Origin of the sequence: Trueperella bonasi (genome assembly GCF_030811535.1) — a bacterium.
GTDB classification, from domain to species: domain Bacteria; phylum Actinomycetota; class Actinomycetes; order Actinomycetales; family Actinomycetaceae; genus Trueperella; species Trueperella bonasi.
The window spans coordinates 466,685-481,174 of sequence record NZ_JAUSQX010000001.1; the positions used below are offsets into that span (position 1 = coordinate 466,685).

Annotated in this window: 17 protein-coding genes; 5 read left to right on the forward strand and 12 right to left on the reverse strand. The window is 59.7% G+C overall.

Annotated features, from left to right (window positions below):
- Nucleotides 1–74 precede the first annotated feature (74 nt).
- Entirely contained in the window at nt 75–1,574 is a 1,500-nt protein-coding gene (gene guaB / locus J2S70_RS02150; RefSeq protein ID WP_307682105.1) for an IMP dehydrogenase, read from the reverse strand.
- A 257-nt stretch (nt 1,575–1,831) separates the two neighbouring features.
- Here guaB and J2S70_RS02155 point away from each other — a divergent pair, with 257 nt between their 5' ends.
- Complete coding sequence (locus tag J2S70_RS02155; protein WP_307683358.1) at nt 1,832–2,128, forward strand: WhiB family transcriptional regulator; 297 nt, start codon at nt 1,832–1,834, stop codon at nt 2,126–2,128.
- Between the two features lie 181 nt (nt 2,129–2,309).
- On the opposite strand, the gene groES is transcribed toward J2S70_RS02155, so the two are convergent.
- Nucleotides 2,310–2,606, reverse strand: a complete 297-nt coding sequence (groES, locus tag J2S70_RS02160; RefSeq protein WP_307682106.1) for a co-chaperone GroES — start codon at nt 2,604–2,606, stop codon at nt 2,310–2,312.
- A gap of 203 nt (nt 2,607–2,809) precedes the next feature.
- On the opposite strand from groES, the gene J2S70_RS02165 reads away from it, so the two are divergent.
- The gene (locus J2S70_RS02165) at nt 2,810–4,006 is read left to right on the forward strand and encodes a class I SAM-dependent methyltransferase (RefSeq protein WP_307682107.1); all 1,197 of its coding nucleotides are present in this window, start codon (nt 2,810–2,812) and stop codon (nt 4,004–4,006) included.
- Here J2S70_RS02165 and tsaD read toward each other — a convergent pair.
- On the reverse strand, nt 4,003–5,046 hold the full coding sequence (gene tsaD / locus J2S70_RS02170; RefSeq protein ID WP_307682108.1) for a tRNA (adenosine(37)-N6)-threonylcarbamoyltransferase complex transferase subunit TsaD: 1,044 nt from the start codon (nt 5,044–5,046) through the stop codon (nt 4,003–4,005). The genes J2S70_RS02165 and tsaD overlap by 4 nt on opposite strands.
- A 139-nt stretch (nt 5,047–5,185) precedes the next feature.
- On the opposite strand from tsaD, the gene J2S70_RS02175 reads away from it, so the two are divergent.
- Together J2S70_RS02175 and J2S70_RS02180 are read left to right on the forward strand one after the other, a co-directional pair.
- On the forward strand, nt 5,186–5,899 hold the full coding sequence (locus J2S70_RS02175; RefSeq protein WP_307682109.1) for a type 1 glutamine amidotransferase: 714 nt from the start codon (nt 5,186–5,188) through the stop codon (nt 5,897–5,899).
- A gap of 42 nt (nt 5,900–5,941) precedes the next feature.
- Nucleotides 5,942–6,118 (forward strand): hypothetical protein, encoded by a 177-nt coding sequence (locus J2S70_RS02180; protein WP_307682110.1) that lies wholly within the window; start codon nt 5,942–5,944, stop codon nt 6,116–6,118.
- 22 nt (nt 6,119–6,140) lie between these two features.
- On the opposite strand, the gene J2S70_RS02185 is transcribed toward J2S70_RS02180, so the two are convergent.
- Genes J2S70_RS02185 through J2S70_RS02210 form a run of 6 tightly spaced genes read right to left on the reverse strand, consistent with a single transcriptional unit; the run spans nt 6,141 to nt 10,696 of the window.
- Complete coding sequence (locus J2S70_RS02185) at nt 6,141–6,596, reverse strand: GNAT family N-acetyltransferase (protein ID WP_307682111.1); 456 nt, start codon at nt 6,594–6,596, stop codon at nt 6,141–6,143.
- Nucleotides 6,597–6,598: 2 nt separating this feature from the next.
- A complete protein-coding gene (gene tsaB, locus J2S70_RS02190) occupies nt 6,599–7,291 on the reverse strand; it encodes a tRNA (adenosine(37)-N6)-threonylcarbamoyltransferase complex dimerization subunit type 1 TsaB (protein ID WP_307682112.1) in 693 nt (230 codons plus the stop codon).
- Nucleotides 7,272–8,132: a hypothetical protein gene (locus J2S70_RS02195; protein ID WP_307682113.1), complete on the reverse strand. Its 861-nt coding sequence runs from the start codon at nt 8,130–8,132 to the stop codon at nt 7,272–7,274. The genes tsaB and J2S70_RS02195 overlap by 20 nt, the downstream gene beginning before the upstream one ends.
- Nucleotides 8,129–8,638 carry a tRNA (adenosine(37)-N6)-threonylcarbamoyltransferase complex ATPase subunit type 1 TsaE gene (tsaE, locus tag J2S70_RS02200; protein ID WP_307682114.1) on the reverse strand — a complete coding sequence of 170 codons (510 nt, stop codon included), beginning with the start codon at nt 8,636–8,638 and terminating at the stop codon, nt 8,129–8,131. Before tsaE ends, J2S70_RS02195 begins: the two co-directional genes overlap by 4 nt.
- Nucleotides 8,639–8,673: 35 nt before the next feature.
- Nucleotides 8,674–9,810, reverse strand: coding sequence for an alanine racemase (gene alr, locus J2S70_RS02205; protein ID WP_307682115.1), 1,137 nt, complete (start codon nt 9,808–9,810; stop codon nt 8,674–8,676).
- Nucleotides 9,803–10,696, reverse strand: coding sequence for an ADP-dependent NAD(P)H-hydrate dehydratase (locus J2S70_RS02210; RefSeq protein WP_307682116.1), 894 nt, complete (start codon nt 10,694–10,696; stop codon nt 9,803–9,805). The genes alr and J2S70_RS02210 overlap by 8 nt, the downstream gene beginning before the upstream one ends.
- A gap of 119 nt (nt 10,697–10,815) precedes the next feature.
- Between J2S70_RS02210 and coaA the strand changes: the two genes are divergently transcribed.
- Nucleotides 10,816–11,754, forward strand: coding sequence for a type I pantothenate kinase (gene coaA / locus J2S70_RS02215; protein ID WP_307682117.1), 939 nt, complete (start codon nt 10,816–10,818; stop codon nt 11,752–11,754).
- Here coaA and glmM read toward each other — a convergent pair.
- From glmM to rplM, 3 genes are all read right to left on the reverse strand, one after another.
- Nucleotides 11,751–13,079, reverse strand: coding sequence for a phosphoglucosamine mutase (gene glmM, locus J2S70_RS02220; protein WP_307682118.1), 1,329 nt, complete (start codon nt 13,077–13,079; stop codon nt 11,751–11,753). The two genes, coaA and glmM, sit on opposite strands and share 4 nt — an antisense overlap.
- A gap of 291 nt (nt 13,080–13,370) precedes the next feature.
- Nucleotides 13,371–13,811: a 30S ribosomal protein S9 gene (rpsI, locus tag J2S70_RS02225; protein WP_407702645.1), complete on the reverse strand. Its 441-nt coding sequence runs from the start codon at nt 13,809–13,811 to the stop codon at nt 13,371–13,373.
- 78 nt (nt 13,812–13,889) lie between these two features.
- Nucleotides 13,890–14,333 carry a 50S ribosomal protein L13 gene (rplM, locus tag J2S70_RS02230; RefSeq protein WP_307682120.1) on the reverse strand — a complete coding sequence of 148 codons (444 nt, stop codon included), beginning with the start codon at nt 14,331–14,333 and terminating at the stop codon, nt 13,890–13,892.
- Between the last annotated feature and the right edge of the window lie 157 nt (nt 14,334–14,490).

Below are 14,490 nucleotides of genomic sequence, written 5' to 3' on the forward strand. Positions count from 1 at the left end.
CTTTCAAAACACGTTGCCCCGGAGATTGATTTTCACATCAGTCTCCGGGGCATTGCATTCCTGTGCCCTGAGCTCTACTTAGCGCTATAGTTTGGTGCCTCGGCAGTCATCTGAATATCGTGCGGATGAGATTCACGTAGCCCCGCCGCAGTAATACGCACGAAACGTCCCTTATCCTGAAGTTCGGGAATCGTGCGAGCCCCGGTGTAAAACATCGTCTGATGCAGACCGCCCACGAGCTGGTAAATCACCGAACCGAGCGGGCCGCGATATGGCACCTGACCTTCGATCCCCTCGGGGACGATCTTGTCATCGGAAGAGACATCGGCTTGGAAGTAGCGGTCCTTCGAATACGACACGCGGCCACGCGAACTCATTGCTCCAAGCGAGCCCATACCTCGGTAGGACTTGAACTGCTTACCATGAACAAACACGAGTTCGCCTGGCGATTCCGCACAACCGGCCAGTAACGAGCCGAGCATAACAGTGGACGCTCCAGCTGCGAGTGCCTTACCGATATCGCCCGAGTACTGCAGGCCACCATCGGCGATCAGGGGAACCCCTGCCGGTTGACACGCTTGCGCGGCCAGCTGGATCGCCGTCACCTGCGGCACCCCGACGCCGGCGACCACTCGGGTTGTGCAGATCGACCCCGGACCAACGCCGACTTTCACGGCATCTGCGCCCGCGTCGATCAGGGCCTGTGCGCCTTCGCGGGTGGCGATGTTTCCACCGATCACATCGATGCCGTTGAACTTCAGATCGCTCTTGATGCGCGCGATCATCTCGAGCGCTAGCTTGGCCTCGCCGTTTGCGGTATCGACAACGAGGATGTCCACACCCGCCTCTGCCAATGCTTCCGCGCGCTCCCACGCATCGCCCCAATAGCCGATCGCAGCACCCACGCGTAGGCGGCCATCGCCGTCCTTTGTGGCATTCGGGTACTTCTCTGACTTGGTGAAGTCCTTCACGGTGATCAGACCCGTGAGCCGCCCCTCGCCATCAATCAATGGCAGCTTTTCAATCTTGTGTTCGCGAAGAAGCTGCTGGGCCTCTTCACTAGAAGTGCCATCCTGTGCGGTGACCAGTGGCATCGGCGTCATTGCTTCCGAAACCAGCATGGTGTCCCACTCTGTTTCCGGGATAAATACCAAGTCGCGGTTGGTAATGATGCCGAGCAGCTTATCACCGTCGTCGACGACGGGCAGGCCAGAAATCTTATACTGGCCGCACAGCTCATCCCATTCTCGGATGGTGGCGTTGGGACTGATGGTGACCGGATCGGAGACCATCCCGGATTCCGACCGCTTAACTACACGAACCTGATGAGCCTGCTCCTCTATCGAAAGGTTGCGATGCAAAATTCCTAGGCCACCTTGGCGGGCCATAGCAATCGCCATGCGTGATTCGGTCACCGTATCCATCGCTGCGGAAAGGAGCGGCACTTTCACACTAATATTGCGCGTTAGCCGGGAGGTTGTGTTTACCTCGGATGGAATAACATCGGTTGCGCCGGGAAGGAGAAGGACGTCGTCGTATGTCAAGCCCAATAGGCCAAAAGGATCTGTACTCACCCCTTCATTTAATCATGTTCAGTGCTGGCTCCCAAGGCAATATCCGAAGCACGTTCGCATGCGACCACGTGATTCGCCCGTTGATCGCAAAATTGCCGATTTCTGCTGTGCGGGCGGCCGGTTTCGATCATATATGAAATGTGAATTAGAACTATTCCAAAAACGGATTATTTCAGGTACCCTCGTCTCAGTGTTGAAGGTCGGGTCTCATTGCCGTTTAGGCAAAGCGGCCACGAAGGCATGATAAGGACGTGGTTGTGGTAGCTCGCATCAAGGATGTGCAGGGCGCACTCGTAGATTTTTGGGAATGGCAGGCGCTGGGATCATGCAACACGGTAGATCCCGAATTCTTCTTCCACCCGGAGGGCGAACGTGGCGGGCCGCGCAAGCGACGAATAGAACGCGCAAAGCGGATCTGCCGATCCTGCCCGGTGGTTGAGCAGTGCCGTGAATACTCGATTGTCAATCGCGAACCCTATGGTGTTTGGGGTGGCATGTCAGAAGAAGAGCGCCTGCGTGAAATCAGGAAGCGCAAGCACTCGCGAGCCTCTTAACACCCACTCAGGGAGCACCAATCGGCGCAGGGAGCGCCAAACGAGGGGGTGTTTCACCCGTTTGGCGCTCCGGTTAGGTCAGTTGGTGCTCCGCAAACGGGGTTCGAGCACAAAGCAAGAGCCCAAGCACGCAGCAAGGGGGCGGACCCATCGCGGATCCGCCCCCTCAAACTTCAGCTATTTAGCGAGTGACCACTGCAAGCACGTCGCGCTGGCTGAGGATGATGTACTCGTCCTCGCCATACTTAACCTCGGTGCCTCCATACTTGGAGTAGATCACAACATCGCCAACCGAAACGTCCATCGGGACGCGGTTGCCGTTGTCATCAACCCGGCCAGGCCCGACTGCAATAACGGTGCCCTCCTGGGGCTTTTCCTTTGCGGTGTCCGGCAAAACGAGTCCGGACGCGGTGGTTTCTTCAGCTGCAACCTGCTGGATGACGATGCGGTCATCGAGCGGCTTAATGGAAACCGACATTCGGCTCCCCCTTCTGTCTCAAATGTAAACAATTTTCGCTGGCTAACCGCCGTCGCGGGGGCCGGTAAAAACCAGGCGTAGCTTTTGCTACCTATAGAACTCTAACCATCTTTTGGCACTCGAGCAAGGCGAGTGCCAACCGCGCCGATAGTGGCTCGCTAACCGCGAACGCTGAACTGGTTGGCGTATGAGACCATTGAGACGTGTCTTTCACCGATCTACTCACCGAGGAGGGCCTCGAACTCCTCGATTCGCTTCCACCCTACGATTCCGAGAACGTCATGACTCTTTCGCAGCGATTGCGCCGCGAGGGGTACGACGCCGGCCTGGTCGCCGAAGCCCTCACACAGTCGCGGCTTCGCGATCGAGCCGCTGGCAAGTTCGGGCCGTTTGCGCAGCGAATGGTCTTTACGAAGGATGGGCTCGAGCAGGCGACAAGGCTTTCTGTCGGAGCTTTTCACGCCGAACGGTTTCGGGCAGCTGGCGCCTCGCACGTCATCGATTTCGGCTGTGGCATTGGCGCGGATTCAATGGCTTTTGCCGCACTTGGCCTGCGCTCGACTGCGATCGACATGGATCCGGATACGGCGGCCGCTGCTCGGCTTAATTTGCGGCCTTTCCCCGAGGCGCAGGTCTTGAATGAGAACGGTTTTGACCTCGATCTGGCCCAGCTTGGCGCCGACGCCATCTGGATCGATCCGGCCCGGCGAGCAGATGGGCGACGCCTCAAGGATCCGGAAGATTGGTCTCCCCCGCTCAGCGTCGCGAACGAGCTTGCGAGCCAGTTTCGCGCTGCCGGGATCAAAGTAGCGCCCGGCGTTGACTATTCTGCTCTGCCGCAGGATTCGCTTGTGGAATGGATCAGTGTCGACGGCGATCTGGTCGAGGCCGTCATCTGGCTCGGCTCTGCGGCTGCGCGACCTGGCAGGCACGCGTTGGTGATCAACTCTGATGGAAGCTCGCATCGTTGGGATTCCGGTATTCGTGATCCGCGCACGCCCGCAGTTCAGGTGATCCCTGATGCTCTCGGACTACTCGTCTACGAGCCTGATCCGGCGATTATCCGCTCGGGTTCGATCGCGTCCATATGTGAGCGCTACAACATTGCCCCGATCGCAGATGGCATCGCCTATTTGACCGGTAACGAATTGCTAGATTCGCCGTTTATTCAAGGGTTTACAGTTGTTTCGGTGATGCCCTTGGAACCCAAATCGATTCGTAAGGCGCTCGAGAAACTCGGCGTTGGCCGAGTAGAAATCAAAAAACGTGGCACAAACGTCGATCCCGAGGTTTTGCGCAAGAAACTGAAACTCGATCCGAAACTGCCCGGCGAGATGACCCTCATCGCCACGCCGACGATCACGGGAAAACATCGCGTGATCCTGTGCGAACGGGTCTAGCGCAAGACGATCTGTTCGCGCGGCAATCCCGTGTTGACCGTGACGTTCAGCGGCGATTCCGCCACGCCCTCGCGCACAAGTGACCACCCGAGTGCCGCGATCATCGCGCCGTTATCCGTACAGTAGCGAATCGGCGGGATGCGCACGCCAATCCCGTATTTTTCACCGCGCTCTGCGGCCATTTCCCGCAGCATCGAATTTGCCGAAAAACCGCCACCGATCACCAGCGTGTCTGAATCGAAAATCTGACATGCGCTGAACGCCTTTTCGAGCAAAACGTCGCACACCGCAAAAGAGAAGCCGGCCGCGATGTCCTCTCGCGGGATTTCCTCCCCACGTGCTTCGCAGCCTTCGATATAACGCGCAACCGCCGTTTTCATTCCAGAAAACGAGTAATTGAACTGGTGGCGTGCCTTATCCTTGCCGCGTGAAAGCCCGCGCGGGAAATTGATCGTGTGCCGATTACCCTGTTGGGCCAGCTTGTCCACGTGCGGGCCGCCCGGATATGGCAAACCGAGTAGCCTTCCAACTTTGTCGAAAGCCTCACCGGCGGCGTCGTCGAGTGTACCGCCGAGTTCTTCGATATCGGTGGCAATATTGCCGATCTTCAACAAATGCGAGTGCCCGCCGGACACCACGAGGCCAATAAAGCGCTCGGGAAACCCGCCGTTGACCAGCTTGTCGACCGCGATATGTCCCACGATGTGATTAACGGCGAAAAGCGGCTTATTCAGCGCCAGCGCTAGTGCTTTCGCGGCCGACATTCCGATCGTCAGCGGCCCAACCAGCCCGGGGCCAGCGGTGACGGCGATTGCGCCGACGTCGTCGAGTTCGACTCCCGCTGCGTCAAGTGCCGCATCGAGCGTGGGAATAAAAGATTCCAGGTGTGCACGTGAGGCGATCTCAGGGATGATCCCACCAAAGCGCGCGTACTCGTCCATGGAGGTTGCGGTGACATCGGCCAGTAATTCGCCATCGCGCACCAGCGCCACGCCGGTTTCATCGCAAGAGGTTTCAATGCCAAGAATCAGTTCATTCACGGCCGCCAGTCTACCCGTGCCAGAGAGCGTGTTTGGCCTAGCGTGCCCAGATTCATAACGTCGTCACGGGTTCCGTCATCTTGCGTTTGTTGCCTCCCACGGCGATAATTTAGCGTTCGCACTTTTTCAAGGATGTTCATTGCACGCACGCGTTACCGTCATTCAACCTGATCCGACCTCGCCTATTGACCTGTTTGGCGAATGGCTTCCCGAGCTTGGCGTGCAGATTGATCTAGTGGACGTCAACAAAGACCGGATTCCAAATGCCGATGCCAAGGATCTCGATCTGGGCGCCGGCCTCATCGTCCTCGGTGGTAAGTCGAATGCCTATTCCACCGCGCCGTGGGCCGAACCCGTCCGGGCCCTTCTTCGCCGCGCCGTCGCCGACGAGCTTCCCACGCTCGGCATTTGCTTGGGGCATCAGTTGCTTGCGGTTGCGCTCGGCGGCGAGGTATCGCTCGGAGAACCCGAGTCCGGTGAATTTGGTCCGACGACGATCGAGTGGTCCGATGCCGCACATTCGGATCCCGTTGTGGCCGGCATCGTTAGCGCTGATGGCGCGGGCAGAACAAGCGTTGTGACGCAAAACCACAACGACTGGGTTACCGCCCTGCCCGAGGGAGCTACCGAACTCGCGCATTCAGATCGCGGGCTTCAAGCCTTCCGCGCAGGTTCCGCGCTCGGTGTCCAATTCCATCCCGAAGGCTCTCCCGCTTCTGCACGCGATTGGCAACACCGCGACCGCGAAGCGCTCACTCTAGCTCTACACGCGGCCACTGAACCCATTTTGGTAACGGCCCGGGCAGTTGCCAAAGGTTATGCGAATCAGGTGCTTGACACGCATAAAAAGTAAGCTGCATCATATTCACATAGGCGCGTGGATGTGGGAGGCGAAATGGGACCTGCAGCAGTAGTAATTATTCTTGGAATTCTTGCAACACTCGCTGTCATCGGGGTCGTTGTCTGGTTCATTGTTACTCAGTACAGATGGTATAAAGGTATTCGTAGCGACGAACACGCTATGCGCCGCGAAGAACACGCAGTGCGCATGAAGAACCTGAATCAAAAATAGAGGCTCGCGCCAACGCCGTGTTCTAGCGATCTAGCCGCATGATCACGGCGTTGGCATTCCGGTAGTAGTTTTTCCGTAACCCCACCGGCACAAAACCCGCGCGCTCGTAGAATCCCTGCGCCCCGGCGTCGTTGGCACGCACCTCAAGGAATATCGCTTCGGCGCCCTGCCGCCACGCAATCTCGAGCAGCTCATCAAGAAGGAGCCGCCCCAAACCACGCCCGCGCACGTGCTCCGATATGGCGATCGTCAAAATCTCGGCCTCCGGGCCATGCGATACCCCGCCAACGCCCACAAGCGTTCCCTCGGCGCGGATCGGTCCGGGTTCCGACACCACGGCGCGATATGAACGCCCGGCGCTTTCCAGCTCGTACTCCCACATCGCGGTCGGCCAGGCATCGACGCCAAAGTTCGTCTTGTCGAACTCTGCGATTTTCCGCCACCACCTGGCAGGCGGGCTAACGATTCGAAAGCTCACCGCTAGGCCGCCGGTTGCGGGCTTCCGCCCTGGGTATCCGGCCGGCGCAGATAGAGCGGCTCCGTATCGAGCGATACCTTTTCGCCCGCATCGATCCGCGCGAGCCGCGATTCGGCAAGCCGGACCATCACAGCCGGCGTGACCTCCACAATTTCGCGCTCAACCCCGCGCACGTCATCCAGTTCGGGATACAGATCGGCACCAGTCGCGGCAAGTATCGCGGGCTCACGGCGCAAAATCTCCGCAAGATCCGCAGGTTTCATCACCGCATGATCGGCAATCACCGCCACGTCGTCGCCGCCCATCGGCCGCACCCGCATCGCGTACACCTCGCGGCGCCGGGCGTCGATCAGCGGCACGACCTCCTGCGCGCCCGCATCCACCGCGGCAAGCCCAAGAATCTCCAGCGAGGACAGCCCGTACACCGGCACGTTCCATGCCCGCGCGAGCGTGCGCGCGGTCACGAGTCCGGCGCGCAACCCAGTGAATGCCCCGGGCCCGGTTCCAACGACGACGGCGCCCGGCTTGGCCACGTCCGCATCGGCAAGTGCCTGCTCGACGAGCGGCGCCAGCTTTTCGGCGTGCTCACGCGTTGAATCACTCACGGCTCGCGAAAGCTCGACGTGCTGCCCCATCTCGGACGTGCACACGCCCACGGCGATCGTCGTCGAGGTATCAATCGTCAGGTAAATCACTGTCGTCCTTCGCCTTCTTGGTCCTGTAAACGTTGATCTTCTTTGCGGAATCCCTAAAGCGGGTCTTGGAGGCGGAATCGCCTTGGCTGCCCGTTCGCTGCGTACCCGAGAGCTCATCTGAATTCTGGGCCCCTTCGCGCCCTTGTTGCTCGGCTCGCAGCCACACGAGCGAGCCGACGAGAATCGCGATCACCCCTAAAATCATCGCCAAGGTCAACGCGAAGCTACGTCCATCTCTGGCCGCCGGCCTGATTGGATCTTCGGCCTGTGCACTCACCGGCTCCGGGCCCGATAAGATGCGTTCGCGCTGTTTTAAGAAATCGCCGAGCGGCACCGATCCAAGCACAATATTGGCGCCGGCGCTATCGGCGGGTTCGATCCTCGTTCCGCGCTGAAGATACCACGCGTCGAACCGCGTGTCCCACACAAGATTCGTGTCTTTATTTCCGCGCGCGATCGCGCTACCGAGGCGGGCATCGCCGCGCACGATCTCATCCCCGGCGATCCCATCGCTAAAATTCACCGAGACCGCCCCCACTGCCGATTCGCCGCTCATTATCGGGGCGATCCATCTTGAGGCTGGCTGGATGGCCGTTTCCGGAGTTTTGCCATTTCCCATGACCGAAGTCAGTTGTGGGCTTCCCACGGTCAGCGCAGCAATATCCTCCACCATCAGATCTGGAAAGGCTTGCTGGCCATACGAGCGCACGGTCGCCTGCGCCTTTTCCGAGAACCAGGCTGCCACCGCATCGGGAACCTTCGCGGGGTCCTCAACGGGGGCCGCGAATGCGGGCGTGGCGATGCCCAGAAGGATGGCAAGGGCGAGCAGGAGGCGTTTCATGTTTCCACCAAATCCTGTACTTCGGCGACGACGGCGCGGGCCAGCTCCTCCGCGCGGCTACCATGTGGGCGCACCGTCAGGGTTCGCGTCTCGTCAGCGCCAAGCTCCTCCATATCCGCGCGACCACCGACGGGCCGCTCAATGTCGATTTCAAGCCGCGAGCCGCTCAGGGTTTCCACTTTGCCGGCACCCCATTCAACGACGGTGAGCGAATCCTCGAGCGAGGCGTCGAGGTCAAGCGCGTCGAGCTCGTCGATTGACTCGAGGCGATAGGCATCGACGTGGACAAGGTCGATCCGGCCGGGGTGGATATGGGCAATCACGAAAGTCGGCGACGACACGTGGTCGGTTACCTCGAGTCCATCAGCGATTCCCTGCGTCATCGTGGTTTTACCCGCGCCGAGCGGGCCGTTGAGCATCACCAGATCGCCGGGCGCGGCGTGGCGGCCGATGGCTCTACCCACGCGGTGGATGTCATCAACGGTTGGAACAACGATGCGAGTCATATCTCCTACCTTTCGTCGATCATTGTACGCGCTTCCTAAGACGCATCCACGCGCGGGACGTGCCGGCCTATGCGGGTAACGATTTCGTATCCAATCGTGTGCGTTGCCGCAGCCCAGTCATCGGCCGTCGGCAGGCCATTTCTTTCGTCGCCCAACAAGATTGCCGTCTGGCCTGCCTCGAGGCCCGTGCCTTCGATCACGAATTGGTCCATGCACACCCGGCCTCGAATTGGGCACATTTGCCCACCCACCCGCACGTTGATGGCGTTGGAAGCAAGCCGAGGAACGCCGTCGGCATAGCCAAGTGGCACAACGCCGAGGCGTGCGGGCCGGCCCGTCACATAGGTGTGCCCGTAGGAAACTCCCGTGCCCGCCGGCACGTCGCGGACGGAGAAGATGCCTGCCTCGAGTTGCATGAGTCCGCGCAGGCCAAGTTCGGATGCGCGCTGGACCGCGGGATTCGGGCTGATGCCGTAAAGTGCGATGCCGGGCCGGACCAGATCGTAGTGCGCGGCCGGATGCCATAGCACGCCGGCGGATGCCGCCAGATGCAGGATGTGTGGCGTCACGCCCGCCCTCGCCAGTGCCGCACGTGCCTGCTCGAACACCGCAATTTGAGTTTCGGTTTTCCCGTTAGTTGACTGACCTGGGGCAGGTAGTTCGTCGGCGCAAGCAAGGTGTGACCACAGCCCGACGACGCTCACAACCCCCTCTGCTTCAAGTTCAGCGATGCGGGCCGAAGCCTTTGCCACGTCCGCGAGCATGAGCCCGCCGCGAGACATTCCGGTATCCACCTTCACGTGAATACGCGCCGTGAGCCCCGTTGCGTGAGCCGCAGCTTCGACGTCGTCGAGAGCCCACGCCGCGCCAATGGAAAGGTCGATATCGGCGCGCAAAGCCGCCGAAAGATCGGTGCCCGGCGTGAAGATCCACGTAAGGATGCGCGCGCTTGGCAGGTGCTCTCGCAGCTGCATAGCTTCGGTCAGTTGCGCGACGCCGAACCACCGCACGCCGTCGTCGAAAGCCCAGCGCGCAATTCGCTCCAGCCCGTGCCCGTAAGCGTCGGCCTTAAGGATCGCCATGAGCTCACTCGACGTGGAGGCGCGCAGTACGGCAAGGTTTTGGCTGAGCGCGCTTCGGGAAATCAGTGCGCGGGCCGGAAAGCTAGTCATTCAAGATCCTTTCGATGACGTGCGGGATGTGCGCGGCGATCTCACTCGCGCGGATTGGGCGGCCCACGCGACCCTGCGAGCAGGCAGCCGCGATCGCCGCCTGAGCGTGGATGTGGGATGCGGCGGCGGCAAGCTTCGCGGGCGTGATGCCCTGCAAATCGCCGGTTTGTAGATCGTGCGCGTGCATCGCCAAAAGTGCCCCCACGAGCCCGGCGAGCACGTCGCCGGCTCCCGCGGTTGCTGCCCATCCCGGCCCACCCGGTTGGGCGTACAGTTCACCGGAAGGAGCGGCGACGGCGTCGGTTGCGAACTTGGCGAGAACGGTCGCTCCCGTTAGCTGAGCGGCCTGCTTGGCTGCCCACGCTGGCCGGGCCTCCACGTCGTCCCGGGTAACAGCCTCGCCCTTTGCGCGAAGTAGCGCCGAGAGCTCGCCCGCATGCGGGGTGAGAACCACATGTTCGGGAAGGTCGCGCTCGTAGGCGAGCTCAATCCCGCCGGCGTCCAGCACGAGGGGCGTCCCAGCCGCAAGAGCCGCATCGTAGCGTGCCCTCGCCTCTGCGAGCGAAGTCAGGCCCGAGCCAATCACGAGGCTTTGCACCTGCCCGGCGGCGGGCACGACTTCCGGAAACGCTGGGACAACGAGCGGGGAATTGCCGAGATATCGCACCATTCCGGGCCCGGCGGCGAGCGCGCCCGCAGCGCTAAGAACGGCGGCGCCCGGGTAGGTATGCGAACCAGTCAGCAAACCGACGACTCCGCGAGTGTATTTGTGTTCCTTTTCGCCGGGTACAAGCCACAGATCTGCGACGTCGGCATCGGTGAGTGCCATCAATCCCGGTTCTGTTGGCAGATCCATTTCAGAGCCCAACTCGATTCCTCGGCCCATAACCCTCCCCTCAACATCCCCTATCCTACGCGGAGCACACATAAACCAAGCTGAACTCCCGCGATCCAATGCCACCAAGAAAATGTGCGAATTCGGCATGATCTTGGCACACTTAGGGAATGGCACACGATGAGATCTCCCCATACGTCACCTTCTCTCACGACGAATGGGCCGAACTGGCGCAAAGCACACCATTGCCGCTCACGCAGGCAGACCTTGACCGCATATCCACACTTGGCGATCCGATTGACCTCCAAGAAGCCGACGCGATCTACCGGCCGCTTTCAGCGCTCATGCAAACATACGCCAAATGCACTGGCCTGCTGTACAAAGAAACCAGCGGTTTTTTCGGCCGCCAAGCCGAGCGAACACCGTGGATCGTGGGGATTGCCGGCTCGGTCGCCGTCGGGAAATCTACGGCCGCGAGGCTTTTGCAACAGCTACTCTCCCGCTGGCCGCACACCCCGAACGTCGGCCTCGTGCCCACCGACGGTTTCCTCCACCCCAACGAGGTGCTCAAAGAACGCGGACTCATGGGGCGTAAAGGGTTCCCCGAATCGTACGACCGCCGCGCCCTCATCGACTTCCTCCACCGCGTGAAATCGGGAGAAGAAGAAGTTGACGTGCCTGTGTATGACCACGTGTCCTACAACATTGTGCCAGGGGAAAAGATCGTCATCCGCAAGCCCGATATCCTGATCGTTGAAGGACTTAACGTTCTGCAACCGGCTCACCCCAAGTCGCGTCCGCAGCTTGCGGTATCTGACTACTTCGACTTTTCCATCTACATGGACGCTTCCGAGGCCTCGCTACGCGAGTGGTACGTCTCGCGTTTTCGCTCGCTACGTTCAACAGCGTTTTCTCACGAGGATTCATACTTCCGCTCCTACGCCAATCTCAGCGACGACGAAGCGGAAGCCACCGCGCATCAGATCTGGTCCTCAATCAATCTGCCTAACCTACGCGAAAACATTGCACCCACGCGGTCACGGGCCACGGTGATCCTCACCAAAGGTGAGCAGCACAGGATTGAAAAGATTGCGCTCAGGAAAGTCTAGATCGAAAGCTTTTCCTGGACGATACGTGCCAAGCGTTCGGCCACGTCGTCGGTCTTATCCTGTGTTTTGGCTTCGACCATCACCCGAATGAGCGGCTCGGTACCAGAGGCTCGGATGAGCACCCGCCCGGTGTCGCCAAGTTCAGATTCGGCGGCGGCGACGTCGTCGTCGATCTCATTGACCCGCGTCTTATCCACATTTGAGACGTTAATCAGGCGCTGTGGCAACTCTTCAATGAACGACACCGCCTGCGCCAGCGGTTCCTGCCGGCGAGCGATCTCCGATGCGACCAGGATCGCGGTGAGTGTGCCGTCTCCGGTTGTTGCGTGGTTGAGGTTGATAACGTGGCCGGACTGTTCGCCGCCAAGGATATGACCGCCTCGTAGCATTTCCTCGAGCACATAGCGATCCCCCACTCCGGTGACCTCGTATTTGATGCCCTTGTCTTGGAGGGCGAGGCGCAAGCCAAGATTCGACATGACGGTGATCACCAGCGTGTCGTTTGGCAAGGTGCCGCTTTCCTTCATAGAAAGGGCAAGGAGGCCTAGGATTTCATCGCCGTTGACGAGCTGGCCGTAGTGGTCGACGGCCAGGCAGCGGTCGGCGTCGCCATCGAATGCGAAGCCCATATCGGCGTCGGCCGCTTTTACCATCGCTTGGAGGCGGTGGGTGTGGGTCGAACCCGAGTTGAGATTAATGTTTCGCCCATCTGGGCTCGCGTTGATCACGACGACGTCGGCGCCCAGTTCTTGGAAGACTTTCGGCGCCACGCGCGATGCTGCTCCGTTTGCGCAATCGAGCACGATCGAAAGGCCCTCGAGTGGGGCACCACAGCGCACGAGGTGATCCATGTAAACGCGGTCTGAAACCTCGGAAGATTCGTCAATATGGCCAACGTCAGCACCTATCGGACGCTCCCACGGATTGGTCATGGTGGCTTCGATCCGGTCCTCAATCGCGTCATCGAGTTTAAAACCTTTGGCATTGATGAACTTGATACCGTTATCGGGCATTGCGTTGTGTGAGGCGGAGATCATTACGCCCAGATCGTATCCGCGGGCCGAGGTGAGGTAGGCAATTCCGGGCGTTGGAATCTCTCGCACGTGCTCCACATCCACGCCGGCAGAGGCCAGGCCCGCGCCCACCGCGTGCGAAATCATCGCGGAAGACTGGCGAGTGTCACGGCCGATGATAGCTTTTGGCCGTTCATCGGCTTCTTCAGCAAGGACACGTGCTGCCGCCTGCCCAAGGATCAGTGAGAACTCTGGGGTGATCTCGCGATTTGCTAGCCCGCGTACACCATCAGTACCGAAAAGGCGTGCCATAAATTATTCTCCTTAAGCCCCAGCCTTATGTATTGGTAAAAGTATTGCACGAGTCTGCGCTAAGGAAGTGAAAGTAAGATTAGCGGTTTGCCACAATGTGGCCGACGCGTTGTGTGGCCAACATTTGAGGGATGTTTCCAGGCCGATCTTGCTATATATGGGGATCGTTCGAAAATCGTCCTCCAAATGTTCGACCTGCACAATCTGAACATCAAAACGGCCCGGAACCATCCGGTTCCGGGCCGTTGAGTGATGCACTTGCAACGCCGAGCTGCCAGTGCTCTGCGAAAATTAGCGCTTCGAGTACTGTGAGGCCTTACGTGCCTTCTTGAGTCCTGCCTTCTTGCGCTCAACTGCGCGAGCGTCGCGGGTCAAGAATCCAGCCTTCTTCAGGGCCGGGCGGTTCGCCTCGCGGTCGATCTCGTTAAGAGCGCGCGCGATGCCTAGGCGTAGGGCGCCGGCCTGGCCGGAGCTACCGCCGCCGCTAATCAAAGCGATAACATCGAAACGGTCCTTGAGATCAAGAAGCGTGAACGGATCATTGACGAGCTGCTGGTGCAACTTGTTCGGGAAGTAATCTTCTAGCGAGCGGCCATTAATGGTCCACTGGCCGGAGCCAGGAACGAGGCGAACGCGAGCTACAGCTTCCTTACGGCGTCCAAGGCCGGCTCCGGGAGCCATGAGGGAAGCTCCACGAGTGGCCTCTTCCTCGGATGGGTCGGTATTATACAAGCTCCAGTCTTCGAGCTCTTCGGTTTCAACGGTGGTCTCTGCCACGGTTCTCCTTCAATAAAAAATTCTTGCCAGTGGTTACTTGACGGGCTGCTTGAGTTCGTAGACCTCAGGCTGCTGAGCGGAATGCGGGTGCTCAGCTCCACGGTAGATCCTGAGCTTCGTCAGCTGCTTACGCCCAAGAGTATTCTTAGGAATCATGCCAGCGACTGCCTTGTAAACGGCGCGCTCGGGATTCTCCTCCAGGAGTTCAGCGTAGGACGTGGCCTTAAGCCCACCCGGGTATCCGGAATGGCGGTAGGCCATCTTCTGCTCATGCTTCATGCCGGTCAGTGCGACCTTGTCCGCGTTAATGATAATGACGTGATCGCCACAATCGACATTCGGAGTGAAGGTCGGCTTATGCTTCCCACGTAGCAGAGGGGCAACTTGAGCTGCCAGGCGGCCAAGCACAACATCGGTGGCGTCGATAACGTACCACTTGGTTTCGATGTCTCCGGCCTTTGGTGTAAAAGTGCGCACTTGCGTAGCCTTTTCTTCTCAGGTGTTGGCTAGCGGAATGGCTTGACCGCTATATGCCAATGGTCAAATCTTATTCGCCGTGCCGCGACGAGTGGGAAAGCATCATGGCACAACGATTTGCCAGTCTATCCGCGCGCCACTAACGAGGTCAAAGGTC